Source organism: Variovorax sp. P1_H12_2 (assembly GCF_056405335.1).
Genome location: NZ_JBFUCI010000035.1, coordinates 1 through 25,675, shown reverse-complemented (window position 1 = coordinate 25,675; position 25,675 = coordinate 1). Strand labels below are relative to the sequence as shown.

Sequence of the window (25,675 nt, the reverse complement as noted above, 5' to 3'; positions counted from 1 at the left end):
CCCGAGATTCCGGAATACCTGGTCGCGCGCCGCGTGCGCTACCGGGCCGAGGCCAGCACGCTGGGCGAGTGGCCCGACACCTTCTGGGCCGAGCGCATCGAGATCGGGGTCGCGCGCGAGTTCAACGCCGCGCTGCGCGAGCGACTGCCCGGCTGGCGCCTGTGCGAGGCCAACTGCAGCGAGCAGTCGCCCGCTCTTTCACTGCAGGTGGTGCTGAGCCGCATGGACTATGTGCGCAGCGAACAGCGCCTCAAGGCGACGGCGCGCATCGCACTGTGGAGCACGGACCGCGCGCCGCGCCTGCTGCACGGCGGGGAGTTCAGCTACGACATCCCGGGCGACGCCGACAGCGCGCAATCGCAGGCGCGGGCATTGACGGAACTGCTGCGCCGGGTGGCCGCGCAGGCCGCAACGTCGGTTGCCGCGGTGCCCTGAGCCGGGAAGCGCAGCGGCCGAACGCGAACCGGCGCCGGCCTCGCTAGCGCAGCGCCTGCCTTTCTGAACGACGCTCGCCTGAGCGATTCACCGGGATGAAGTCGTACGACCCGCCGGCCTCCCGCGCGCGCATGCCTGGCATCGCCGGCGCAGCGATCCGATCGGCCCCGGCGCCGAACGCGGTCGACTGCAGCGCCGGGCCGGAGAACGCGGCGCCGCACGGCCGGTCGGACAGGACCGTCTGGCCGCGGTCATCCTTGCAGCGATGGATCTCGGCGGAGGCCATTGCGCTTGCCGCGAAGATGCCGATCACGACGATCGTTCGGGCCACGTGCTGAACCAGGAAGGGCATGGGGTCGCTTTCGGTGTTTCGGCGATCCTAGGGGCGCGCGGCCTATTTGCAACAAGTTGTATCTACGCGGCCGCGCCGGCCGTGAAAAAAGTCACGCAGGGTCGGCGCCCCGAGCCCGAACACCGCCGGTCCAGACGATCGACCACGCCCCACCGAGGCCACCGATCTAAGATGCGGACCCACCTCCCGAGGAAAGCATCTTCATGAAAAAGATCGCGCTCGCATCCGCCGCCTGGATCCTCGCTGCCGTGCCGACTTTCGCATCCGCCCAGGGTGATGGCGGCAGCCAGACCCGATGCGAACTCCAGTACAGCACGTGCAAGCAGACGGCCAAGGCCGACTACCAGTTCTGCAAGACCGCCTCGGAGAAGAACTGCCGCCCGCGGCTCGACAAGGCGCTCAAGAACTGCAGCGTCAGCCGCAACAACTGCCAGAACTAGCCGCGGGGCTTGCCGGCCACCAGCCGCATCCCCGGCATCAGCTCGGCCGCGAGTTCCGGCCGCTCGAGCGCGTACTCGAGATTCATGCGCGCGATCTCCACGTGCTCCTCGCCCAGCGCCTGCGCGCGCGAGCCCTGGCCGCGCTCGATCGCCTGCACCATCGCGTGGTGCGTGCGATGGGCCTGCTTCATCCACTGGTGCCCTTCTTCCATCGACGACTGCATCGGCAGCATCGCGCTCGGCGACGCGAAGGGCTGGCCGTCGAGCATGTCCATCACGCGCTGCAGCGCGACGTTGCCGCAGCCCTGCATGATGAGCTTGTGGAAGCGGTCGTTCATCTCGACGTAGGCCGCGTAGTCGTCCAGCCCCATCTCGGCCTTGTTGACCGCCTTGTCGCCATCGTCGAGGCACTCGTGCAGGTCGCGCAGCAACTGGCGCGAGGCGCCGTCCTCGGCCAGCAGGCGGGCGGCAAAGCCCTCGATCACGCCGCGCACGCGGATCGCGTCGGCGATCTCCTGCGAGGTGAAGCGGCGCATCTGGTAGCCGCCGCTCGGCGACTGCTCGATCAGGCCCTCGTGCTCCAGGCTGGTCAGCGCCAGCCGCACCGGCGTGCGCGAGGCACCGAGTTTTTCCGCCAGCGGGATCTCGGCGAGCCGCTCGCCGGGCACGAATTCACCCTTGAGGATCAGGTCGCGGAGTTGAACCAGCACGCGGGATTGTTGGGAGTCCATCTGGGTCGGCAAAGCGAAGGGATGGTTCGATTCTAAGGAGAACGACGGCCATTGCACACAAGCATCGCCAGTTGGTCCGGATGTTGCATACATCAGAACCATGATGCATCCATTTGAATGGGATGCACCGCATAGACGCGCCAGACACTAGGTGTTAACCCTTTATTTCAGGCCGTCAACATTCAATTCGAACGGAAAACAATTGACCTTGGACAAAGACAGCTTAGACAATGTATGCAATTGCATGCAGTGCATGTTTCCAACTGTCACCCCTCGATGGAGCACCCATGATCAGCGCTGAACAAAACGATTTCATCACCCGGGTCGGCCCCGGCACCCCCGCGGGCACGCTGCTGCGCCGCTACTGGCAGCCGGTGGCACTCGCCGACGAACTCGCCGGCCCGCGCCCGGTCAAGCCGGTGCAGTTGATGGGGCAGCACTTCGTCCTGTTCCGCGACGAGAAGGGCCAGCTGGGCATGCTCGACCGCGACTGCCCGCACCGCGGCGCCGACCTGGCCTTCGGCCGCCTCGAGGACGGCGGCCTGCGCTGCCCCTTCCACGGCTGGCTGTTCGACGCCAAGGGCAACTGCCTCGAAACCCCCGCCGAACCCGCGGGCAGCAAGCTGTGCAGCCGCATCAAGCAGGCCGCCTACCCGGTGGTCGAGCGCGCCGGCACCGTGTTCGCCTACATCGGCGAAGGCGAGCCGCCGGCGTTCCCCGAGTTCGACTGCTTCGTGGCGCCCGACTCGCACACCTTCGCCTTCAAGGGCCTGTTCGAGTGCAACTGGCTGCAGGCGCTCGAGGTCGGCATCGACCCGGCGCACGCCTCGTACCTGCACCGCTTCTTCGAGGACGCGGACACGTCGGAAAGCTACGGCAAGCAGTTCCGCGGCGCCTCGGCCGACTCCGACATGCCGATCACCAAGGTGCTGCGCGAATACGACCGCCCGGACATCAGCGTCGACCCGACCGACTACGGCATGCGCCTGACCGCCTTACGCAAGCTCTCCGAGACCCAGACCCACGTGCGCGTGACCAACGTGGTGTTCCCGCAGGCCTTCGTGATCCCGATGAGCGCCGAGATGACCATCTCGCAGTGGCATGTGCCGGTCGACGACACGCACTGCTACTGGTATGCGATCTTCACCAGCTTCACCGGCCCGGTCGACAAGCAGCAGATGCGCGACCAGCGGCTCAAGCTCTACGAGCTGCCCGACTACACCTCGCGCAAGAACAAGCGCAACAACTACGGCTACAGCATCGACGAGCAGCGGACCGAAACCTACACCGGCATGGGCGACGACATCAACGTGCACGACCAGTGGGCGGTCGAGTCGCAGGGCCCGATCCAGAATCGCACGCGCGAGCACCTGGGCAGCACCGACAAGGGCATCATCGCCTACCGCCGGATGCTGGTGAAGGCCATCGAGAGCACGCAGGCGGGCGAAGGGGCGCCGATGCTGATCGACGCCGCGCAGGCCAGCGCACTCACCGGGCCGCCGTCGATCGACGGCATCGGCGAGTCCGGCAACACCGACGGCTACTGGCAGAGCGCCGACCGCGAACGCCGCCTCAAGTCGGACTGGGCCTCGGCCCGCCTGTCCGCCGCCTGAGCACGTCCCGCCATGAGCTCCTTTGTAGACCGCCACGGCCTCTGGTCCGACGACCAGCAGAAGCAGGCCCAGGAACTGGTGCGCCGCATCGATGCGGGTGACCTCGATGTGGTGCGCTTCGCCTGGCCCGACCAGCACGGCCTGCTGCGCGGCAAGACGCTGGTCGCCAGCGAGGCCCGCGCCGCGCTGTGGGACGGCGTCAACCTGACCTCCACGCTGCTGGCCAAGGACACCTCGCACAAGACCGTGTTCCCGGTGTTCGCGGCCGGCGGCGGCTTCGCCATCGAAGGCTTCCAGGGCGGCGCTGATTTCACGATCGTGGCCGACCCCTCGACCTTCAAGGTGCTGCCGTGGACGCCGCGCACCGGCTGGATCCTGTGCGACGCCTACATGGCCGACGGCAAGCCCTGCCCGTATGCGACGCGCCAGATCCTGCAGCGCGCGGTGCACCAGCTCGGCGAGATGGGCCTGGACTTCATCGCCGGCCTCGAGGTCGAGTTCCACGTCTTCAAGCTCGACGACCCGCGCATGGGCCTGGCCGATTCGGGCCAGCCCGGCGAGCCGCCGCGCGTGTCGCTGCTGTCGCACGGCCACCAGTACCTGACCGAGCTGCGCTACGACCGCGTCGATGCCGTGATGGAGCTGCTGCGCTCGCAGCTGATCGGGCTCGGCCTGCCGCTGCGCTCGCTCGAGATCGAGTTCGGCCCGAGCCAGTTCGAGCTGACCTTCGGCCCCACGGCCGGCGTGCTGCCGGCCGACACCATGGTGCTGCTGCGCAGCGCCATCAAGCAGATCTGCCAGCGCGCGGGCTACCACGCTACCTTCATGTGCCGTCCGCGCATCCCGAACGTGATGTCCAGCGGCTGGCACCTGCACCAGTCGCTGCGCCGCAGAAGCGACGGCGTGAACGCCTTCATGCCCTCGGAGCCTGGCCAGGACTTGAGCGACCTCGGCCTGCACTACCTCGGCGGCCTGAAGGAGCATGCCTGCGGCTCGGCCGCACTGGCCAGCCCGACGATCAACGGCTACCGGCGCTACCGCCCCTTCTCGCTGGCGCCGGACCGCGCCATCTGGGCCCGCGACAACCGCGGCGCGATGCTGCGCGTGCTGGGCGGCGTCGGGCAGAATGCGACGCGCATCGAGAACCGCGTGGGCGAGCCGACGGCCAACCCCTATCTCTATCTCGCGTCGCAGCTCTTCTCGGGCCTGGACGGCATCCGCAACAAGACGAACCCCGGCCCGTCGGCCGACGCCCCTTACGAAACGCCCGCCGAACACCTGCCACGCTCGCTCGGCGATGCGCTCGCCTGCCTGCGCCAGGACGCGATGCTGAACGAACAGATGGGCAAGACCTTCGTCGACTACCTGTGCCACATCAAGGAAGCGGAGATCGCCCGCTTCAACCTCGAGGTCAGCGAGTGGGAACACCGCGAGTACTTCGACATGTTCTGACCTCGCCATGCCCACGATCCACTACATCCTCAGGGACGGCAGCAGCCGCAGCGTCGACGCCAAGGCCGGCTCCAGCGTGATGGAGAACGCCATCCGCGGCAACATCCGCGGCATCGATGCCGAATGCGGCGGCTCCTGCTCCTGCGCGACCTGCCATGTCTACGTCGACGACGCCTTCATCGACCGCCTGCCGCCGCCCGACGAGGTGGAGGGCGAGCTGCTCGACGGCGTCGCCTCCGAACGGCAGCCGAACAGCCGCCTGAGCTGCCAGCTCACGATGACCGCCGAGCTCGACGGCCTGACCGTGCGCGTCCCCGAGACCCAGAGCTGATGCCCGCCGCCCACCCCCTGGTGATCGTCGGCGCATCCTATGCCGGCGTCCAGCTGGCCGCCAGCGCCCGCGAGCTCGGCTTCGAGGAGCGCATCGTCATCGTCGGCGACGAGCCGCATGCGCCCTACCAGCGACCGCCCTTGTCCAAGGGCCTGCTGACCGGCAAGACGACCCTCGACCAGCTGCCATTGCGCGGCCCGGACTTCTTCGAGCAGAACCGCATCGAGCTGCGGCTCGGCCGCCGCGCCGAAGCGCTGGATGCCGGCGCCCGCTCGGTGACGCTGGACGACGGCGCCGTGCTCGACTACGGCTGGCTCGCGCTGACCACCGGCGCGCGCTGCAGGCCGTTCACGCTGCCCGGCGCAGACCTCGACGGCGTGCTCGACCTGCGCACCCTCGACGATGCGCTGCGCGTGGCCCATGCCGCCGAGCGCACCCAGCGCGCCTGCGTGATCGGCGGCGGCTTCATCGGCCTCGAAGTCGCTTCGGCGCTGCGCGCGCGCGGCGTCGCGGTGACGGTGATCGAAGCGCAGCCGCATCTGCTGGCGCGCGCCTTCCCGCCCGCGATGTCGGCCTTCGTCGAGCACGCGCATCGCCGCCGCGGCGTCGAACTCCTGACCGGCCGCGGTGTGCGTGCGCTGCATGGCACCCAGGGCCGCGTGGCCGCGGTCGAGCTCGACGACGGCCAGCGCATCGATTGCGACCTGGTGGTGCTGGGCATCGGCGTGCTGCCCAATGCCGAGCTGGCGCGCGAGGCCGGCATCGGCGTCGACAACGGCATCGTGGTCGACATGCTGGGCCGCACGACCGCGCCGCGCGTGCTGGCGGCCGGCGACGTCGCCAACATGGCGCTGCCGCCCGCACCCGGCGCACCGGCGCGCATGCGGCTCGAATCGATCCAGTCGGCCAACGATGGCGCCCGCGCGCTGGCCTCGCTGATCGTCGGACACGAACGGCCCTGCACGGCCGTGCCCTGGTTCTGGAGCGACCAGTTCGACCTCAAGTTCCAGATGACCGGCCTGGCCGCGCCCGGCGACGAGGTGGTGCTGCGCGGCGACATGGCGAGCGACCGCTTCAGCGTGTTCTATCTGCGCGGCGGCACGCTGGTGGCCGCGCACTCGGTGAACAAGCCGGCCGAGCACATGCTGAGCCGCAAGCTCATCGGCGCCCGTGCCCGCTTCACGGCCGGGCAGCTCGCCGACGAATCCTTCGACCTCAAGTCGGCGGCGACGACCGCACCGGAGGCCGCGACCTCCTGAGTCCCGGGGCCGCGCACCGGCCCCACCGTTTTCCCAACCACCCTGCCTGCCGGCCCACCGGCTTCATTGAACGGAGCTTCCACGATGATGATGAACAAGAGAAATGTGCTCGCCACCCTGACGCTGGCCTGCCTCGGTGCCTTCGGCGCCATGGGCGCGGCCCAGGCCGCCGACGAGCCGCTTCGCATCGGCCTGATCGCGACCTACTCGGGCCCCTACGCCGACTACGGCCGCCAGTTCGATGCCGGCGTGGCGCTGTACCTCAAGGAACACGGCGGCAAGATCGCCGGGCGGCCGGTCGAGATCATCAAGAAGGACACGGCAGGCCCGGCGCCCGATGCCGCCAAGCGCATCGCGCAGGAACTGGTGGTGCGCGACAAGGTGGGCATCCTCACCGGCCTGGACTTCAGCCCCAACGCCTACGCCGTCGCAGCCATCGCGACCCAGGCCAAGATCCCGACGCTCGTGATGAACGCGGCGTCCTCCGCCATCACCAGCAGTTCGCCCTACGTGGCGCGGCTGTCGTTCACCGTGCAGCAGGTGACCGACCCGATGGCGCGCTGGATGGTCAAGCAGGGCGTCAAGGAAGCCTACACGGTGGTCGCCGACTACGCCTCGGGCGTCGACGCCGAGACCGCCTTCAAGAAGGCCTTCACGGCCGAAGGCGGCAAGGTGGTCGGCGAAGTCCGCACGCCGATGAACAACCCCGACTTCTCGGCCTACGTGCAGCGCATCAAGGATGCCAAGCCGCAGGCGGTGTTCTTCTTCTTCCCTTCGGGCGTGATGCCGCCGGCCTTCCTCAAGGTGTGGAAGGAGCGCGGCATGGAAGAAGCGGGCATCAAGCTCTACGCCACCGGCGAGGCGACCGACGACAGCTACCTCGACGCCACCGGCGACGTGGCGCTGGGCCTGCTCACGAGCCACCACTATTCCTATGCGCATCCCTCGCCGAAGAACCAGAAGTTCGTCAAGGACTTCACGGCCGAGTTCGGCGGCAAGCTGCGCCCGAGCTACTTCGCCGTCACCGCCTACGACACGATGGCCGCGATCGACCTCGCGCTCGCCAAGACCCGCGGCGACGTCTCTGGCGACAAGTTCATGGAAGCGCTCAAGGGCCTGAGCTTCGAGAGCCCGCGCGGCCCGGTCCAGATCGACCCCGCGACGCGCGACATCGTGCAGACGGTCTACATCCGCAAGACCGAACGCACCAAGGGCGAGCTCGTGAACGTCGAGTTCGACAAGTTCGAGCGCGTCAAGGACCCGGCCAAGGAAAGCAAGTAAGCGAGCGGCCGCCGCGACAGCAGCAACGGGACATCCATGGGAATCGTGATCTTCGACGGAGTGGCCTACGGCATGCTCCTTTTCCTCATCGGGGTGGGCCTGTCCATCACGATGGGCCTCATGAACTTCGTCAACCTCGCGCACGGCACGTTCGCGATGGTGGGCGGCTACGCCGCAAGCGTTCTGATGAACCACTTCGGCGTGGGCTTCTTCCCGTCGCTGGCGGTGGCCTTCGTCGTGGCGGCGCTGGTCGGCGCGGTGCTCGAGTTCCTGTTCTACCGGCGGCTCTATCGTGCGCATCCGCTCGACCAGGTGCTGCTGTCGATCGGCATCGTGTTCGTCTCGGTCGCCGTCTTCACCTACTTCTTCGGCCCGACGATGCAGCCCTTCCAGCTGCCGCCGGTGCTCGACGGCCGGGTGTCGCTGGGGGGCCTGGAGGTCGGCCGCTATCGGCTGTTCCTGATCCTGTGCGGCGTGCTCGTGCTCGCGGGCCTGCTGCTGGTGCTCGGCAAGACGCGCTACGGCGCGATGGTGCGGGCCGCGGTGGACAACCAGCGCGTCGCCGGCGGCACCGGCATTCACGTGCAGCGGCTCTTCTTCCTGACCTTCTCGCTGGGCTGCGGCCTGGCCGGACTGGGCGGCGCGTTGAGCCTCGGCATGCTGGGGCTGGAGCCGTCGTTCCCGCTCAAGTACCTCGTGTACTTCCTGATCGTGGTGTGCGTCGGCGGCGCCGGCACCATCACCGGCCCCTTCGTGGCCGCGCTGCTGGTCGGCATCGTCGATGTCGCGGGCAAGTACTACCTGCCGGAAGCCGGCGCCTTTCTCATCTATGTCGTCATGATCATCATGTTGCTGCTGCGCCCGAACGGCATCATTCCGCGCAAGGGGCTTGTATGAAGCCCATCACGGTTTCGCCGGGCCGCCTGCGCGCGGCCGAGGTGGCTTTCTGGCTCGCGCTGGGCGCCAGCTTCTTCCTGCTGCCGGACAAGCTCACGCTGATGAGCCAGATCATGATCTTCGGGCTGTTCGCGGTCTCGCTGGACATGGCGCTCGGCTACGCCGGCATCCTCACGGTGGGCCATGCGGCCTTCTTCGGCGCCGGCGCCTATGCGGCCGGCCTGCTGGCCAAGCATGGCTGGAGCGAGCCCTTCAGCGGCCTGCTGTTCGCGCTCATGGTTTGCGCCGTGCTGGGCTATGTGCTGAGCTACCTGGTGGTGCGTGGCGCCGACCTCACGCGGCTCATGATCACCATCGGCGTCTGCATGCTGCTGGCCGAGCTGGCCAACCGGCTGTCGTCGATCACCGGCGGCACCGACGGCCTGCAGGGCGTGGTGATCTCGCCGGTGCTGGGCCTGTTCGACTTCGACCTGTTCGGCAAGACGGCGTTCGTCTACGCCTACGCCGTGGTGCTGGTGGTGTTCCTCGGCGTGCGGCTGGTGCTGGGCTCGCCCTTCGGGCTCACGCTGCGCGGCATCCACGACAGCCGCAAGCGCATGCTCGCGATCGGCTCGCCGGTGGAGGCGCGGCTGCGCATGGCCTATGCACTGTCGGCCGGCGTCGCCGGCATCGCCGGTGCGCTGCTGGCCCAGACCACGCAGTTCGTCGGCATCGAGTCGATCGGCTTCAACCGCTCGGCCGAGGTGCTGATCATCCTCGTGCTCGGCGGCACCGGCCGGCTGTACGGCGGGCTCATCGGCGCGATCGTCTACATGCTGGTGCACGACTGGTTCGCCGACCTCAACCCGCAATACTGGATGTTCTGGCTCGGCATCTTCCTGATCGCCGCCGTCATGCTCGGCCGCGGCGGGATCATGGGCGCGCTGTCGCGCCTGGTGAAGACCGGGAGGCCGTCATGAGCGCCGCCCGGCCGCCCGAAGGCGCTCGCACCGCAGTGCCCAGCACGGAGGGCTCCCTATGAGCGGCGCCGCACTTCGCACCCGCGGGCTCGGGATCTCCTTCGGCGCCTTCCGCGCGGTCGACGACGTCAACCTGACGCTCGAACCCGGCGCGCGGCAGGCCCTGATCGGCCCGAACGGCGCCGGCAAGACCACGCTGATCAATCTGCTGACGGGCGTCTTCAGGCCGACCCACGGAACGATCCACATGGGCGAGCGCGAGCTCACCTCGCTGTCCGCCGACAAGCGCGCCCGCCTGGGGCTGGCGCGCACCTTTCAGATCAACACGCTGTTTCCCAGCCTCACGCCGCTGCTGTCGGTGGTGCTCGCGATCAGCGAGCGCGACGGCCTGGGCGCGGTCTGGTGGCGTCCGCTCAAGCGCAACAAGGCCGCGTTCGACGAGGCCCATGCGCTGCTCGGACGCCTCAAGCTCGACGCGCTGGCCGACGTGCCGGTGGCCGAACTGGCCTACGGCAAGCAGCGGCTGCTGGAGATCGCGCTGGCCATGGCCGCCAGGCCGCGCATCCTGCTGCTCGACGAGCCCGCCGCCGGCGTGCCCGAGGACGAGAGCGGCGAACTCTTCGAGGTCATCGCCGAGCTGCCGCAGGACATCAGCGTGCTGTTCATCGAACACGACATGAATCTCGTCTTCCGCTTTTCGCGTCGCATCTCGGTGCTGGTCGCCGGCCAGATCCTCACCGAAGGAACCCCCGCCGAAATCGGCACCGACCCGCGCGTGCGCGAGGTCTATCTGGGCCACGCAGGAGCCAACCATGTCTGAGATGCTCGCCTTCGACCATGTGGTGGCCGGCTACGGCAACGCCGTGGTGCTCGACCGCCTGGGCTTCTCGCTGGCGCAGGGCCAGAGCCTCGCCATCCTGGGACGCAACGGCGTGGGCAAGACCACGCTGCTCGAAACGCTGATGGGCAACACCCGCGTGATGCGCGGTGCGCTGCGCTGGTGCGGCGAGGACATCACGCGCTGGCCGGCCCATCGCCGCGTGCGCGCCGGCCTGGGCTGGGTGCCGCAGGAACGCGAGGTGTTCCCGTCGCTCACCGTCGAGGAGAACCTGACCGTGATCGCGCGGCCGGGCAAGTGGAACCTGCAGCGGGTCTACGCGTTCTTTCCGCGGCTGCACGAGCGGCGCGGCAACTACGGCAACCAGCTGTCGGGCGGCGAGCAGCAGATGCTGGCCATCGGCCGCGCGCTGATGACCAACCCGAAGCTGCTGCTGCTCGACGAGCCGATGGAAGGCCTGGCGCCGATCATCGTCGAGGAGCTGGCCCGCTCGATCCGCCATCTTTGCGAGAGCGAGGGCCTGGCGTCGATCGTGGTCGAGCAGCACCCGGTGCTGGCCCTCGAGATGACCCACCAGGCGATCGTGCTGGAGCGCGGCACCGTGGTGCATGCCGGTCCGAGCGCGGCGCTGGCCGGCGACGCGGCCCTGCTCGAAGGCCTGCTCGGCGTCGGCATCGGCGAAGTGCCGGCCTGAGGCGGGCCCAGCCCCGTCTTCGTTCCCTTTCCTCTTTTCCTGTCAGGACCACACCATGCCAACTTCCGTCTCCCGGCTGTCCCGCCGCGGCCTGCTCGCCGCCTGCGCCTTCACGCTGGCCGCGCCGGCCGCCTTCGCGCAGGACACCGTCCGCATTGGTCTCATCGCCGAGATGTCCGGCCCCTTCGCCGAGTTCGGCAAGCAGATGGAGGCCGGCATCAAGGTCTACCAGAAGCAGTTCGGCGACAGCGTCGCCGGCAAGCGGGTCGAGGTCATCGTGAAGGACGTGGCCGGACCGAATCCGGAACTCGCCAAGCGGCTGGCCCAGGAGCTCGTGGTCCGCGACAAGGTGCAGCTGCTGGCGGGCTTCGGCTTCACGCCCAACGCGCTGTCGGTCGCACCGATCGCGACGCAGGCCAAGGTGCCGATGATCGTGATGAACGCGGCGGCCGCCGACCTGACGGCCAAGTCGCCCTACATGGTGCGCACCTCCTTCAGCTACCCCGACGTGGTGCCGCCGATCGCGCAATGGGCGATCAGGAACGGCTCGAAGAAGGCCTATGTGATCGTCGCCGACTACGCGCCGGGACATGACGCCGAAGCCGCCTTCCTGGCCGCCTACAGGAAGGCCGGCGGCGAGATCGTCGGCAGCGTGCGCACGCCGATGATGACGCTCGACTTCTCGCCCTACATGCAGCGCGTGAAGGACGCGAAGCCGGACGTGCTGTTCGCCTTCGTCAACGGCGGCGACGTGGCACCGGCCTTCATCAAGGAGTTCCGCGAAAAGGGCCTGCCCGAGGCCGGCGTCAAGCTCATCGGCACCGGCGACATCGTCGACGAAGCCATCATCGAGGTGATCGGCGACCGCGCGCTCGACATCACGACCGTCTACCCCTATTCGATGCATCACAAGTCGGAACTCAACGCGCGCTACGTGCGCGACTTCAAGGCGCAGCGCGACGCCAAGGCGCGCCCGACCATCATGAGCGTGGCGGCCTACGACGGCATGGCCGCGATCTATGCCGCGCTGAAGAAGACCAACGGCAACGCCGACGGCCCGGCGCTGATCCAGGCCTTCCAGGGCCTGCAGTTCGAAAGCCCGCGCGGCCCGATCGGCATCGACGCGAAGACCCGCGACATCGTGCAGGACGAGTACATCCGCCGCGTCGGCAAGGTCGACGGCACGATCGCCAACATCGAGTTCGAGACCTTCAAGGCCGCACACTGATGGCCTGCGATGCGCTGAGGCTGGACATCGYCGGCCTGGCGAAGGCCTACGCGAGCGGCGAGCACACGCCCGAAGGGGTGCTGGACGCGCTGTTCGCGGCCATCGAGGCCGACACGCGGCAGATCAACGCCTTCTGCCTGCTCGACCGCGAGAGCGCCCGGGCGGCCGCCCTGGCGTCCGGCCTGCGCTGGCGTGCCGGCCGCGCCATCGGGCCGCTGGACGGCGTCCCGGTGTCGATCAAGGACCTGATGAACGTGGCCGGCTGGCCCACCCGCCGCGGCTCGCTGGCGTCGGCCGGCGAGCCGCCGGCGGCCGCGGATTCGCCGGCCGTGGCGCTGCTGCGCGCCGCGGGCGGCGTGATCTTCGGCAAGACCACCACGACCGAATTCGGCTGGAACATCGGCTCCCGGAGTCCGCAGGGCGGCCTGACGCGCAATCCGGTCGACCCGCTGCGTTCGACCGGCGGTTCGAGCAGCGGCGCCGCCGCGCAGGCCGCCGCGGGCTGGGGCCCGCTGGCGCTCGGCAGCGATGCGGGCGGCTCGGTGCGCATTCCGGCGTCGTACTGCGGGCTGGTGGGCTTCAAGCCGACCTTCGGCGCCATCCCGCTCGCGCCGCAGAGCGCCTTCGCCGAATTCGCCCACCTGGGCCCCTTCACGCGCAGCGTCGAGGATTGCGAGCTCGCCATGCAGGTGCTGTCCCAGGCCGATGCGCGCGACCCGAGTTCGCTGTTCGCACGCGGCGGCGCCGGGACCGTCCGGCCGCTCTCCATCGGCTGGACCCTGCAACTGGGCGCCGACATGCAGGTGGCGCCCGCGATCGCCGAAGCCTTCCACGCGCTGGTCGAACAGCTCGGACAGGCGGGCCACACCCTCGTTCCCCTGCCCGCCGAGGGCACGGACATGGCGCCCGACATGTGGACCGTGTGGGCGTCGCGCGTGCACGAGTCCTTTCTCGCCTGGACGCCGGCGCAGCGCGCGCTGCTGGAGGGTCCCCTTCAACAGCTCTACCAGGAAGGCGCGACGCTGGACGCCGGGCGGCTGTCCCGCAGCCGGATCCGCCTGCGGGACTTCACTTCGCGCCTGGCCCAGCAGTTCAGCCGCATCGATCTGCTGCTGACGCCGGCCACGCCGACCGTGGCGCCGCCCATCGCAGACGGCACCGGCGCGCCCGTCAACTGGTTCGCGGACAACGGCTTCTCGTACCCGTTCAACCTGACGCAGCAGCCGGCCCTGAGCCTGCCGCTGGGGCGCGACGCCGACCGGTTGCCCTTCGGGCTGCAGATCGTCGGCCGCAAGTACGAGGACGCGCGGGTGCTCGCCATCGGCCGGGAAGTCGAATCGCTGCTGCTGCGCGGCCCCGCCGCATGAAGCCGATCGCGGTCTTCCAGCACACCGAGGTCGGGGCACCGGGCGCGGTGGTGCCCATCCTCGAGGCGCTGGGCCGCGAGGTGGTGCGGGTGCGCATCGTCGACGGCGACGCGGTGCCCGCCGAGGCCTCGGCCTTCGGCGGCCTGGTGTTCATGGGCGGCTACATGAGCGTGCACGACCCGCTGCCGTGGATCGCGCAGGAGCTCGCGCTGATCCGCGATGCCGATGCGCGCGGCATTCCCGTCGCGGGCCATTGCCTGGGCAGCCAGCTGGTCGCGCTGGCCCTGGGCGGCGAGGTCCGCCCGCACGACCGGCCCGAGATCGGCTGGTGCGAGATCACCGCCGAGGCCTCCGGCACGGCCCGCGACTGGTGGGGCGAGCACGCGGGGCAGGTGCTGCAGACCTTCCAGTGGCACGGCGACACCTTCGAACCGCCGGCCGGCGCGGTGCCGCTGGCGCGCGGCGCCCACTGCGGCCACCAGGCCCTCGTGGTGCGCGGGCTGCACCTGCTGGTGCAGTCCCATCTCGAGATGACCCCGGCGCTGGTCGAACTGTCGGTGCAGCGCAATGGGCACCAGCTGGCACGCCAGAACGCGCTGGGCAACCCGGCCGCCAGCGATTTCGACGACATCCTGCGGGATCTGCCCCGGCGCACCCGGCAGATGCATGCGCTCCTGCATCGCCTCTACGCGCGCTGGACGGCCCGCTGTGCATGAGCCGCCGGGCCGCTCCCAAGGCGAATACCGCAGCGCTGCTGCGCGAAGGTAGCCCAATGCGCTGGCGGGGGCCCCAGGAAGGTGCATCCGCGCCCGATGACCCCCGGCCTGCACGCCCCCACCGTCGAGTCGTAGACTCTCCGGGTTTCGGATCTGTCCCGCGCGCGCGACCACGCCGATCCACCGTGAGCGACTCATCCATCTGTTCAATGCACAAGAGGTCCCGAATGACTGCCGGAAATTCAAGAATCATCTACACCCTCACCGACGAAGCGCCGCTGCTGGCAACGGCCTCCCTGCTGCCCGTCATCCAGGCCTTCGCCGCCCCGGCGGGCATCGACGTCGTCACCAGCGACGTCTCCGTCGCGGCCCGCATCCTGGCGGAATTCCCCGACCGCCTGACCGACGCGCAGCGCGTGCCGGACAACCTGGCCGAACTCGGGCGCCTCACCCAGTTCCCCGACACCAACATCATCAAGCTGCCCAACATCAGCGCCTCGGTGCCCCAGCTGCAGGCCGCCATCCGTGAGCTGCAGGGCCGCGGCTACAACCTGCCCGACTTTCCCGAAGACCCGAAGACCGACGAAGACAAGGAAACGCTGGCGCGCTACGCCAAGGCGCTGGGCAGCGCGGTCAACCCGGTGCTGCGCGAGGGCAACTCGGACCGCCGCGCACCGGCCGCCGTCAAGCGCAACGCGCGCAAGAACCCGCACTCGATGAGCAAGTGGAGCCCGGCCTCGCGCACCCACGTCTCGCACATGCACGGCGGCGATTTCTACGCCGGCGAGAAGAGCATGACGCTCACCAAGGCCCGCGATGTCCAGATGGACCTGGTCACCAAGAGCGGCCAGACGATCGTGCTGAAGAAGAAGGTCGCGCTGCTCGAGGGCGAGATCATCGACAGCATGTTCATGAGCAAGAAGGCGCTGCTCAAGTTCTACGAGGACGAGATGGAAGACGCGCGCGAGACCGGCGTAATGTTCTCGCTCCACGTCAAGGCGACGATGATGAAGGTCTCGCACCCGATCGTCTTCGGCCACGCCGTCAAGGTCTTCTACAAGGACGCCTTCGCCAAGCACGGCAAGCTGTTCGAGGAACTCGGCGTCAACGTCAACAACGGCCTCAGCAGCGTCTACGAGAAGATCGAGAGCCTGCCCTCGTCGCAGCGCGACCAGATCATCAAGGACCTGCACGCCTGCCACGAGCACCGCCCCGAGCTGGCGATGGTCGACTCGGCCAAGGGCATCAGCAACCTGCATGCACCCAACGACGTGATCGTCGACGCCTCGATGCCCGCCATGATCCGCCTGGGCGGCAAGATGTGGGGCGCCGACGGCCGTCCGAAGGACACCAAGGCCGTGATGCCCGAGAGCACTTTCGCCCGCATCTACCAGGAGATGATCAACTTCTGCAAGACCAACGGCGCCTTCGACCCCGTGACCATGGGCACCGTGCCCAACGTCGGCCTGATGGCGCAGAAGGCCGAGGAATACGGCTCGCACGACAAGACCTTCGAAGTCCCCGAGGACGGCGTGGCCCGCATCGTCGACATCGCGACCGGCGAGGTGCTGCTCGAGCAGAACGTCGAGACCGGCGACATCTGGCGCATGTGCCAGGTCAAGGACGCGGCGATCCGCGACTGGGTCAAGCTGGCCGTGAACCGCGCGCGCCTGTCGGGCATGCCGGCGGTGTTCTGGCTCGACGAGTACCGTCCGCACGAAGCCGAGCTGATCAAGAAGGTCCACACCTACCTGAAGGACCACGACACCAAGGGCCTCGACATCCAGATCATGTCGCAGGTGCGCGCCATGCGCTACACGCTCGAGCGCGTGATCCGCGGCAAGGACACCATCTCGGTCACCGGCAACATCCTGCGCGACTACCTGACCGACCTGTTCCCGATCATGGAGCTGGGCACCAGCGCCAAGATGCTGTCGATCGTGCCGCTGATGGCCGGCGGCGCGATGTTCGAGACCGGCGCCGGCGGCTCGGCCCCCAAGCACGTCAAGCAGCTGGTCGAGGAGAACCACCTGCGCTGGGATTCGCTCGGCGAATTCCTGGCGCTGGCCGTGTCGCTGGAAGACCTGGGCCAGAAGACCGGCAACAAGAAGGCCAAGATCCTGGCCGAGACGCTCGACACCGCCACCGGCATGCTGCTCGACAACAACAAGGGCCCGTCGACCCGCACCGGCGAGCTCGACAACCGCGGCAGCCACTTCTACCTGGCGCTGTACTGGGCCCAGGCGCTGGCCGCCCAGACGGACGACAAGGAACTGCAGGCGCACTTCGCGCCGCTGGCCAAGTCGCTGGCCGCCAACGAGCAGAAGATCGTGGACGAGCTGAAGGCCGTGCAGGGAAAGCCGGCCGACATCGGCGGCTACTTCCTGCCGGATGCGAAGAAGACCGCGGCCGTGATGCGGCCGAGCGCGACCTTCAACGCGGCGCTGGAGGCATAAATCCGCTCCGGGGATGCCCGGACGCGGTCGACGGTTGCGCGGTGTAGGCTTCGTCCCACCGCTCAACCTGGATCCCTCAGATGAAAGCCGACGACCACGCCCGCATGGACCACAGCCACAGCGGGTCGCGCTCCTCGCGAAAGCGGCGGGCACGGCGCAGGGGCTTGAAGGTCTTCGCGGCGGCCGTGGTCGTCGTCATCGCGGTCGTCGGCTGGGGCCTGTTCTATCTGTCGGCGTCCGAACCGGCCCCGGCCGCCGCCGCATCGGCCGGGTCGGTCGAAACGGACAGGAAACCGGTCGAGCGGACCGCCGCCCTGGCGCCCCTGAACCTGCCGGCTGACGATGCCCCTCATGGGTCCGGCATGGAGTGGTGGTACTACAACGGGATCCTCGACGCGAAGACGGGCAATCGCTATGCGTTCCACGTCGCCGTCTTCGTCGCCAACGGCCTGATCAAGCACACGGTCATGCACGCGGCGCTGACCGACCTTCAAACCGGCAAGCGCTATGCGAGCCAGACCCGCACCGGCGGGATTCCCGTGAAGAGCGTCGCCAAGGGCTTCGACTTCAGGCAGGACGGCTGGCAGGTCGCGGCCTCGGGGCCGTTGCATGTGCTGCGCGCATCCTTCGAAGACGCCTCCATCGCGCTCGACCTGAACGATGCCCACCCGGTTGTCGCGCATCGCGCGGCGGGATCGGACACGCCGGGCCTGCTCGACTTCGGCAAGAGCGGCATCAGCTACTACTACTCGCGCCCGCGTATCGCGGCGCAGGGCGAAATCGCCATCGGCGGCAAGCCCGTCCAGGTGAGCGGCGACGTGTGGTTCGATCACCAGTGGGGCGACTTCGATGTCCTGAGCCTGGGCTGGAACTGGTTCGCGCTGCACCTGGCGGATGGGTCCGACGTGATGCTCTACGAGCTGTTCGACATGGAGGGCCGGAACGTCATGACGGCCGGCACGGTCTCGAACGCCAGCGGGTCCGTGGCCCTCAAGCCGGGCGACATCGAACTGACGCCCGGCAACACCTGGACCAGCCCGAAGACGAAGATCACCTATGTGGTCGAATGGGGCGTCAAGCTCCCGTCGGGCGTCTTGAGCATCAAGCCCTTCGTTGCCGACAGCGAATTCGATTCGAGCGGGACGACCGCGAACATCTACTGGGAGGGCCCCGTGAAGGTCACGGGCGGTTCCGGCGGGGAGGGATTCGTCGAGTTGAGCGGGTATGACCGGCTGGATGCGGCGCGCTTGAGCCGCAAGTGACCGTCGGCGGGCCCCGCCACAGCCCCCTTGCATCGATGACCTGCCCTCGGGCAGGGACTCACTGGAAGCATATGAAGATGCTACTCTTCGAGTTCATCACGGCAGCGTTTGATCTACAAGGACCACAACAAATCGAACAAGGCCACCCGTTCATCTGCTGAGGGCATCGACTCCGGGTCGATGTGAAGGAATGTCATTTGCCTGAGTTCGAAGTCTCGACACTGGCGCAGCAACTCGAGCGCCATGCCACGCGAACGCCTGCTGCGATTGCCCTTCTGGCACCAGGATTCCAGCCCCTCAACTACGCGCAGTTGTTCGCCCTGGTGCAGCACGCGCGGCCCTGGCTCGCTTCCCACTGCCTTGCACCCGCCGCTCGCGTTGCGGTGCTGATGCCGTCGGGCATGGAGCTGGCGGTTTCCTGCCTGGCCATTGCATGCGGGGCCGTTTGCATTCCGTTGAACCCAAGGCTCACCTCGACGGAACTCCTCGCGCAGCTCGACGACGCCAGAGCCGATGCCATCGTCGGCTTGCCGGATGACCCCATGGCAGCCCGTATTGCGCAGACGCTGGGGCTGGTCCCTCTGACCTTCGACATGGAGCAGTGGCTCGCCAGCCCATCGGGAAGCGAAAAAACAGGTGTCGACACACCCTGGCCCGAACCGGCACATACAGCCTTTGTACTGATGACCTCGGGCACGACCGGAAAGTCCAAGCGCGTGCCCTTGAAGCAGCAGCAGATCGTGCATTCCGCGCTCCAGACCGCGCATCACCTCGCGCTCAGCCCGGAAGACCGCAGCTTGTGCGTGATGCCCGTGTACCACAGCCAAGGCTTGATCGTCGGGCTGCTGGCGCCCCTCGTCTCCGGCTCGTCCGTCGTGTGTACGCCCGCCTTCGACGCCGCGGAGTTCCTGCGCTGGGCCCGCGAATTTCGTCCCACCTGGTACACCGCGACGCCCACTGTTCACCAAGCCGTTGTCGACCACGTGTCGCGCAACCACTCGGGGACGCCGCCGCACGCCTTCCGCCTGATTCGCTCGGCATCGTCGAGTCTGCCCGCGGGCTTGCAACACCGCATCGAAGACCTGTGGGGCGTTCCCGTGATTCAGGGCTATGGCATCACTGAAACGGCCGGACCACTGTCCAGCAATCCGTTGCCGCCCGACGTTCAAAAGGCGGAATCGATTGGCCGCCCGGTCGGCGCGGAGCTGCGCGTGATCGATGACGAGGGCCATCCGTTGAAGGTGGGGCAGCTGGGCGCAGTCATGGCACGTGGCCCCTCGGTGTTCGATGGCTACGAGGACGCTCCCCGTTCCAACGCCGACGCCTTTCGGGACGGGTGGTTTCATACCGGCGACCTCGGTTGGTTCGACGAGGACGGCTTCTTCTTCCTTGCCGGCCGCAGCAAGGAACTGATCAACCGGGGCGGCGAAAAAATATCGCCCTTCGAAGTCGAGCAAGCCCTCTTGCGTTTGACGGGTGTCGCTCAAGCCGTGGCCTACCCGGTGGATCACCCGACGATGGGCGAAGACGTCCACGCGGCCGTGGTGCCTGCGCCAGACAGCGCGGTTTCGGGACAGTTCCTGCGCTCCCGCCTTTTCGGCGTCATCGCCGACTTCAAGGTGCCGGCGTGCATCCACGTGGTCGATCGGATCCCCGTGGGCCCGGGCGGCAAGGTCCAACGCCTCGGTCTTCGCCACCAGATCTCGGGGGGCATCGAGGCCGCCCCTGCTGCGCCACTGACGCCGTTCCAGGCGCACATCGCCCTGCTGTTCGCGCAGACCCTGGACCAGCCGATGTCCGCATCCAATGCGAACTTCCTCGCCCTGGGGGGCGATTCCCTGTCAGCGCTACGGCTGGCTCGGACCGTCAATGAAACGTGGGGCCTGGACCTGTCCGCATCGGCCTTGCTGGCCGCGCCGACGGTCGTCGCCTTCGCGGCCACGGTGCAAGCCGCCATCGAAGAGGCCGATGCGCTGAGCTCGGCATTGCAGGCCGACCTGGACGCCCTGAGCGACGACGAAGTCGCCCGCTTGCTCGGCACCGACCCGATGGGTCGTTGACCTCGTTTTCCCAGATTCAAATCGCCATGAACCCAGCCTCGAACCTGGCCGCTGCGGAGCCTTCGATTCCGACGAGCCCCGACAGCCCCGAAGCACGACGACGCATTCTTGCCCGCAAACTTCTGCAGCAGCGCGCGCAGGCGGGCCCGTCCACGGCGGGTGACCCGAATGACGGCGTGCCACTGTCCTTCTCGCAGGAAGGACTGTGGTTCCTGGATCAGATGGTCAGCGGCGGCACAGCCTACAACATTCATTCGGCGACACGCTATCGAGGTCCGCTGGACGCAGAGCTGCTGGAGCGCAGCCTGCGGACGCTCATTGCGCGCCACGAGAGCCTGCGCACCGAGTTTCACGCCACTGCGGAAGCACCCGTGCAGAAGATCGTACCGGTGCGCGTCGCGCTGGAGCGGTTCCGTCTGCGGCAGGTGCCGCTGGCGCCAAGCGACACGACGGAAGCTGCGCTGCTGGAGCGCATCAGAGCCACCATCGCCGAGCCCTTCGATCTGTCCAGCGCGCCGTTGCTGCGCGCCGAGCTGATTCGCGTCGCGCCGGACGACCACGTCCTGATCCTGTTGGTCCATCACATCGTGGCCGATGGCTGGTCGATGAGCGTCGTCAAGCGCGAACTCGGTCAGCTCTATGCGCAGGGCGGCGAAGGCAGCGGCATGGCCGAGCTGCCGCTGCGCTTCTCCGACCATGCCGTCTGGCAACGCCAGCGCTTCGAACGCGGCGGTCTTCATGCACAAGGCGCGTACTGGCGCGAGAACCTGCGCGAGCTTCAGACGCTGAACCTGCCGACCGACCTGGCACGCCCTTCCCACGTGGCTTATGCAGGCCGGACGCTGACGGTGCGCATCGCCCCGGAACTCACCGCTGCATTGCGGACATTGGCGGCGAACCAGGACGCCACGCTCTTCATGGCCCTGCTGGCGGCCTTCGACGTGCTGCTGATGCGCTATGGCGGCCAGACCGACATCGCCGTCGGCGTCCCGCTGGCGGCGCGCGACGATGCGAGGCTGCACGGACTGGTGGGCTACTTCGTCAACACGGTGGTCATGCGCAGCCATGTCGAGCGCGAGTCCGGATTCATCGAGTTGCTGAAGAACGTGCGCCAGACCACGCTCGCAGCGCTCGCCCACCAGGACATGCCGTTCGACCGGCTGGTGGCCGAGCTGAGCCCGGAACGCGACACCAGCCGCAATCCGCTCTACCAGGTCTCGTTCGCGCTCGAAAACTTCCCTTACCGTGTCCTCGAGATCGAGGGCCTGGCGAGCGAGCAGTTGAGCGTTCCTGCGCAAACCTCCAAGTYCGACCTGTCGCTGACCGTCCTCGAAAGCGGCCGACAGGGGCTCGAGGCGGCGTTCGAGTACCGCACCGACCTGTTCGAGCCGCAGACCATCGCCCAGATGGCAGCGCACTTCGTCCGGCTGCTCGAGGGGATCGTGGCCGATCCCGCCTGCGCGCTGGACCGCCTGCCGCTGATGGACGCGGCCGAGCAGCACCGGGTGCTGGTCGAGTGGAACCAGGGCCCCACGGCCGGCCCGGCCGACCTGCCGGTGCATGCGCTCTTTCGCACCCAGGCGCGCGCGACGCCGGATGCCATCGCACTGGTTTTCGGGCCGCACAGCATGAGCTACCGCGAGCTCGACCTGCTGTCGGAACAGCGCGCGCACGAGTTGCGCGCGCTGGACGTCGGGCCGGAAGTCGTGGTCGGCCTGTGCATGAAGCGCTGCCTCGGCCTGGTCGTGGGCTACCTGGCGATCTTCAAGGCCGGCGGCGTCCTCCTTCCGCTGGACCCGGAGCAGCCGACCGAGCGGCTGCAGGCCATGCTGGACGATGCGGCGCCGACCGTGGTGCTGGCTCAGGCGAATCTGGTCGACCGTTTGCAGCAGGTCGAGACCTCGCCGACGATGAAGCTCGTCGTGGTTCCAGACACGGGGGGAGAGCTGCCCCGCGAGCCGCTGGCCGAACTGCCCGATTCGACGCGACCGGACCAACTCGCCTACCTGATCTACACCTCGGGGTCGACCGGCACGCCGAAAGCCGCGCAGTTGATGCACCAGGGCTTGAGCAACCACGTGCTGTGGATGAACGACACGCTGGGGCTGACCCCAAGCGACCGCGTGCTGCAGAAGACTTCCGTCAGCTTCGACGCATCGGCCTGGGAATTCTTCTCGACCCTGTCCTCTGGCGCGACGCTCGTGATCGCGCAGCCCGATGTCCATCAGGACATGCGCTTGCTGGCTGAAGCCATTCGTGAGAACGACATCAGTGTGATCCAGTTCGTGCCGTCCGAGTTGCGTGTGCTGCTGACCGAACTGGCAGGGCTGACGTACCCGCGGCTGCGCTATGTGCTCAGCGGCGGCGAGGCCATGGAACGCGTGCTCGCGCTGTCATTCCGGCGACTCCTGCCGGGCGTCAGGCTCGGCAACTTCTACGGGCCCACCGAAGCGACCGTCGACAGCGCCTGGTATGAAATCGGCGAGCAGCTGCCTGATCGCCCCATCGTGCCGATCGGCCGCCCCATCGCCAACGCGCAGCTCTACGTCCTCGATGCGCGGCACCAGCCCCAGCCTGTCAACGTGGCGGGCGAGCTGTACATCGGCGGGCTTGGCGTGGGGCGCGGCTACCGCAACCGCCCGGACCTCACGGCCGAGCGCTTCGTGCCGAATCCCTTCCGGCCCGGCGAGACCATGTACCGTACCGGCGACCTGGCGCGCTGGCTGCACGACGGCGTGGTGGAGTTCATCGGGCGCAACGACCACCAGGTCAAGCTGCGCGGCTTCCGCATCGAACTCGGCGAGATCGAGTCCGCGCTCGCCGCCTGCGACAGCGTGCAGATGAACGCGGTGCTCTTGCGCGAGACCACCGGCCGCCAGGAGCTGGTCGCCTACGTGGTCCTGAAGGAGCCGGCCGATGCCGGCTCCCTGCGCTCGGCGCTGAAATCGCGGCTGCCCGACTACATGATTCCGACCGTGTTCGTGTTCTTGCCCGAGCTGCCGTTCCTGACCAGCGGCAAACTCGACCGCAACCGCCTTCCGAAGCCCGACACCGCCTCGGCGTCCCATGAACTGGTCGCTTCGCGCTCGCCGATCGAATCCACCCTGCTCGATATCTGGACCGGTGTGCTGGGCAAGTCCGGATTCGGCGTACGCGACAACTTCTTCGATCTCGGCGGTCATTCGCTGCTGGCCACGCAGATCGTGTCCCGGGTCCGCGCGACCCTTCGGGTCGAGCTGCCCTTGCGCGGGATCTTCGAGCAACCGACGATCGAGGACATGGCCCGGACGGTCGGCGGCCTGGCCTCGGACCCCGCCGCGAACAGCGCGTCGCCGCTGGCGCCCATCGTGGTGCTGCCACGGACGGGGCCGCTGCCGGTGTCCTTCTCTCAGCGGCGCATGTGGGTGCTGAACCAGATGGATCCGCAGGGCGCGGCCTACAACATGCGCGACTCGCTGCGCCTGCGCGGGCCGCTCGACAAGGGCTCGCTGCACCGGGCGCTCGATCAACTGGTCGCGCGGCACGAGGCGTTTCACACGACCTTCGACTTCGGCGACACCGAACCCATGGCCTTCGTCGGTGAGGCGCAGCCGGCCAACCTGGTCCAGCTCTCGCTGGCGGCCGTTCCCGAGGCCGAGCGGGACGACGAACTCGAGCGACAGGCCGCACGCATCGCCGCGGAGCCCTTCGACCTGGCATCGGCGCCCCTGCATCGATTYATCCTGATCGAGCGCGACGCGAACGATCATGCCCTCGTGCTGGTGATGCACCACATCATCGGCGACGACTGGTCGTGGGGCATCGTGATGCACGAACTGCAGGACCTGTACGCCGCCGAACTGCGGTGCCAGGCGATGCCCCCGAACTCCCGGTCGATCGATTTCATCGACTACGCCAGCTGGCAGAGAGGGCACATCAACGACGATGTGCTCGCCGGCCAGACGCGCTACTGGCTGCGGCAGCTCGCCGACATGAGCCCCTTGAACCTGACCTCCGATTCGGCCGTGGCACAGCGCCTCACCAGCCAGGGCGGCCGCATTCGACGGGAATTCCCGGAAGGCTGGCTCGCCGGCGTCAAGCGCTTCGGCGGCGGCCTCGGGCTGACGCCGTTCATGACCCTGCTGGCCACCTTCCAGGCCTTGCTGGCGCGCTATTGCGGGCAGGAAGACGTCGTGGTCGGGACGCCCATCGCGGGACGTACCCGATTCGAGGCCGAGCAGGTCGTCGGCTCGCTGGTGAACACGCTGGCGCTGCGCAGCCACGTGCGGCCGACGCAAAGCTTCAGGGAGCTGGCGCAGCAGGTACGCGAGACCTGCCTGTCGGCGTTCACCCATCAGGACATTCCCTTCGACTACCTGATGGACCTGCTGCACAAGCAGGCGCCCGGCACCAGGGCCCCTGAAGTTCGCGTGATGTTCAATGTGCTGAACACGCCGCGGAAAACGCCCCAGTTCGAAGGCCTCGACGTCAGCTTCCTGCCCTTGAACCTGCGCGCGGCGCAGTTCGACCTGGCACTGACGATCGACACCGAGTGCGAGCACTCGTTGTCATTGAGCTACTCGACCGAGCTCTTCGCGCCCGAGACCGCGCAGGCGATGCTCGACAACTACATGCATCTGCTGGACCTGTTCATCCGGCAGCCGGACCGGCCCCTGCACGACCATTCGGCGGCCAGTCCCCTGGATCAGGCGAGGCTCGAGAGCTGGAACCGGACCGACATCGCCTATCCGCACCACCTGACGGTTCACGAGCTTCTTCGCGAACGGCGCGAAGCGACCGGTACGGCCCTCATGCAGGTGCCGGGCGCCGCGCTGAGCCATGCGGAGCTCTGGTCGCGCGTGCATCGACTGGCCCATGCGCTGCGCGCCCGCGGCGTGCGGCGAGGTTGCCTGGTGGGGCTCTGCGCCCAGCGATCCCCGGAGATGGTGGTCGCGCAGCTCGCCGTCCTGAGCGCGGGAGGCGCCTATGTGCCGCTGGACCCGGCCTACCCGCTGCAACGGCTGCACGACATGGCGCAGGATGCAGCGCTGACGCTGCTCCTGACCGAACAGGGTCTGTCGGACCTGTGGCGCGAGATCGAGCTGCCGACGCTGCTGCTGGACCCGGCACAGGCCGAGCTGATGACCCACCCCGAGACCCCCCTGCCGGCCGACGGCGATGCCGACGCCCGGCCGGAGGATCCGGCGTACGTCATCTACACCTCCGGCTCCACCGGCAAGCCCAAGGGGGTCGTGGTGCCGCACCGGGCGGTGGTGAACTTCCTGCTGTCGATGCAAAACGAACCCGGTCTTGGCGAGCACGACG

At 68.2% G+C, this 25,675-nt stretch carries 20 protein-coding genes; 18 read left to right on the top strand and 2 right to left on the bottom strand.

Going from position 1 to position 25,675, the window contains the following annotated elements:
- A partial coding sequence (locus AC1D2K_RS06245; protein ID WP_478087170.1) for an ABC-type transport auxiliary lipoprotein family protein occupies positions 1–435 on the top strand: 435 nt, incomplete at its 5' end.
- Between the two features lie 43 nt (positions 436–478).
- Here AC1D2K_RS06245 and AC1D2K_RS06240 read toward each other — a convergent pair.
- On the bottom strand, positions 479–787 hold the full coding sequence (locus tag AC1D2K_RS06240; RefSeq protein ID WP_478087168.1) for a DUF4124 domain-containing protein: 309 nt from the start codon (positions 785–787) through the stop codon (positions 479–481).
- 203 nt (positions 788–990) lie between these two features.
- Here AC1D2K_RS06240 and AC1D2K_RS06235 point away from each other — a divergent pair, with 203 nt between their 5' ends.
- Positions 991–1,227: a hypothetical protein gene (locus AC1D2K_RS06235; RefSeq protein ID WP_478087166.1), complete on the top strand. Its 237-nt coding sequence runs from the start codon at positions 991–993 to the stop codon at positions 1,225–1,227.
- Here AC1D2K_RS06235 and AC1D2K_RS06230 read toward each other — a convergent pair.
- The gene (locus AC1D2K_RS06230; RefSeq protein ID WP_478087164.1) at positions 1,224–1,958 is read right to left on the bottom strand and encodes a GntR family transcriptional regulator; all 735 of its coding nucleotides are present in this window, start codon (positions 1,956–1,958) and stop codon (positions 1,224–1,226) included. The genes AC1D2K_RS06235 and AC1D2K_RS06230 overlap by 4 nt on opposite strands.
- Positions 1,959–2,245: 287 nt before the next feature.
- On the opposite strand from AC1D2K_RS06230, the gene AC1D2K_RS06225 reads away from it, so the two are divergent.
- The 16 genes from AC1D2K_RS06225 to AC1D2K_RS06150 all read left to right on the top strand — a co-directional run.
- On the top strand, positions 2,246–3,571 hold the full coding sequence (locus AC1D2K_RS06225) for an aromatic ring-hydroxylating dioxygenase subunit alpha (protein WP_478087162.1): 1,326 nt from the start codon (positions 2,246–2,248) through the stop codon (positions 3,569–3,571).
- A gap of 12 nt (positions 3,572–3,583) precedes the next feature.
- Positions 3,584–5,023: a glutamine synthetase family protein gene (locus tag AC1D2K_RS06220; RefSeq protein WP_478087160.1), complete on the top strand. Its 1,440-nt coding sequence runs from the start codon at positions 3,584–3,586 to the stop codon at positions 5,021–5,023.
- A 7-nt stretch (positions 5,024–5,030) separates the two neighbouring features.
- Positions 5,031–5,354, top strand: coding sequence for a 2Fe-2S iron-sulfur cluster-binding protein (locus AC1D2K_RS06215; RefSeq protein ID WP_478087158.1), 324 nt, complete (start codon positions 5,031–5,033; stop codon positions 5,352–5,354).
- Positions 5,354–6,613 (top strand): NAD(P)/FAD-dependent oxidoreductase, encoded by a 1,260-nt coding sequence (locus AC1D2K_RS06210; protein WP_478087157.1) that lies wholly within the window; start codon positions 5,354–5,356, stop codon positions 6,611–6,613. The genes AC1D2K_RS06215 and AC1D2K_RS06210 overlap by 1 nt, the downstream gene beginning before the upstream one ends.
- Before the next feature lie 84 nt (positions 6,614–6,697).
- The gene (locus AC1D2K_RS06205; protein WP_478087156.1) at positions 6,698–7,894 is read left to right on the top strand and encodes an ABC transporter substrate-binding protein; all 1,197 of its coding nucleotides are present in this window, start codon (positions 6,698–6,700) and stop codon (positions 7,892–7,894) included.
- 36 nt (positions 7,895–7,930) lie between these two features.
- Positions 7,931–8,791: a branched-chain amino acid ABC transporter permease gene (locus AC1D2K_RS06200; RefSeq protein ID WP_478087154.1), complete on the top strand. Its 861-nt coding sequence runs from the start codon at positions 7,931–7,933 to the stop codon at positions 8,789–8,791.
- A complete protein-coding gene (locus AC1D2K_RS06195; protein WP_478087153.1) occupies positions 8,788–9,750 on the top strand; it encodes a branched-chain amino acid ABC transporter permease in 963 nt (320 codons plus the stop codon). The genes AC1D2K_RS06200 and AC1D2K_RS06195 overlap by 4 nt, the downstream gene beginning before the upstream one ends.
- 58 nt (positions 9,751–9,808) lie before the next feature.
- Positions 9,809–10,570, top strand: coding sequence for an ABC transporter ATP-binding protein (locus AC1D2K_RS06190; protein WP_478087152.1), 762 nt, complete (start codon positions 9,809–9,811; stop codon positions 10,568–10,570).
- A complete protein-coding gene (locus tag AC1D2K_RS06185; protein ID WP_478087150.1) occupies positions 10,563–11,282 on the top strand; it encodes an ABC transporter ATP-binding protein in 720 nt (239 codons plus the stop codon). Before AC1D2K_RS06190 ends, AC1D2K_RS06185 begins: the two co-directional genes overlap by 8 nt.
- Before the next feature lie 55 nt (positions 11,283–11,337).
- Positions 11,338–12,510, top strand: coding sequence for an ABC transporter substrate-binding protein (locus tag AC1D2K_RS06180; RefSeq protein WP_478087149.1), 1,173 nt, complete (start codon positions 11,338–11,340; stop codon positions 12,508–12,510).
- Positions 12,510–13,877, top strand: a complete 1,368-nt coding sequence (locus tag AC1D2K_RS06175; protein ID WP_478087147.1) for an amidase family protein — start codon at positions 12,510–12,512, stop codon at positions 13,875–13,877. The genes AC1D2K_RS06180 and AC1D2K_RS06175 overlap by 1 nt, the downstream gene beginning before the upstream one ends.
- On the top strand, positions 13,874–14,593 hold the full coding sequence (locus tag AC1D2K_RS06170; protein ID WP_478087145.1) for a type 1 glutamine amidotransferase: 720 nt from the start codon (positions 13,874–13,876) through the stop codon (positions 14,591–14,593). Before AC1D2K_RS06175 ends, AC1D2K_RS06170 begins: the two co-directional genes overlap by 4 nt.
- A gap of 227 nt (positions 14,594–14,820) precedes the next feature.
- Positions 14,821–17,049, top strand: coding sequence for an NADP-dependent isocitrate dehydrogenase (locus tag AC1D2K_RS06165; RefSeq protein ID WP_478087143.1), 2,229 nt, complete (start codon positions 14,821–14,823; stop codon positions 17,047–17,049).
- Positions 17,050–17,129: 80 nt separating this feature from the next.
- The gene (locus AC1D2K_RS06160) at positions 17,130–18,311 is read left to right on the top strand and encodes a lipocalin family protein (protein ID WP_478087141.1); all 1,182 of its coding nucleotides are present in this window, start codon (positions 17,130–17,132) and stop codon (positions 18,309–18,311) included.
- Between the two features lie 197 nt (positions 18,312–18,508).
- A complete protein-coding gene (locus tag AC1D2K_RS06155; protein ID WP_478087139.1) occupies positions 18,509–20,371 on the top strand; it encodes a non-ribosomal peptide synthetase in 1,863 nt (620 codons plus the stop codon).
- Between the two features lie 26 nt (positions 20,372–20,397).
- A partial coding sequence (locus AC1D2K_RS06150) for an amino acid adenylation domain-containing protein (RefSeq protein ID WP_478087137.1) occupies positions 20,398–25,675 on the top strand: 5,278 nt, incomplete at its 3' end.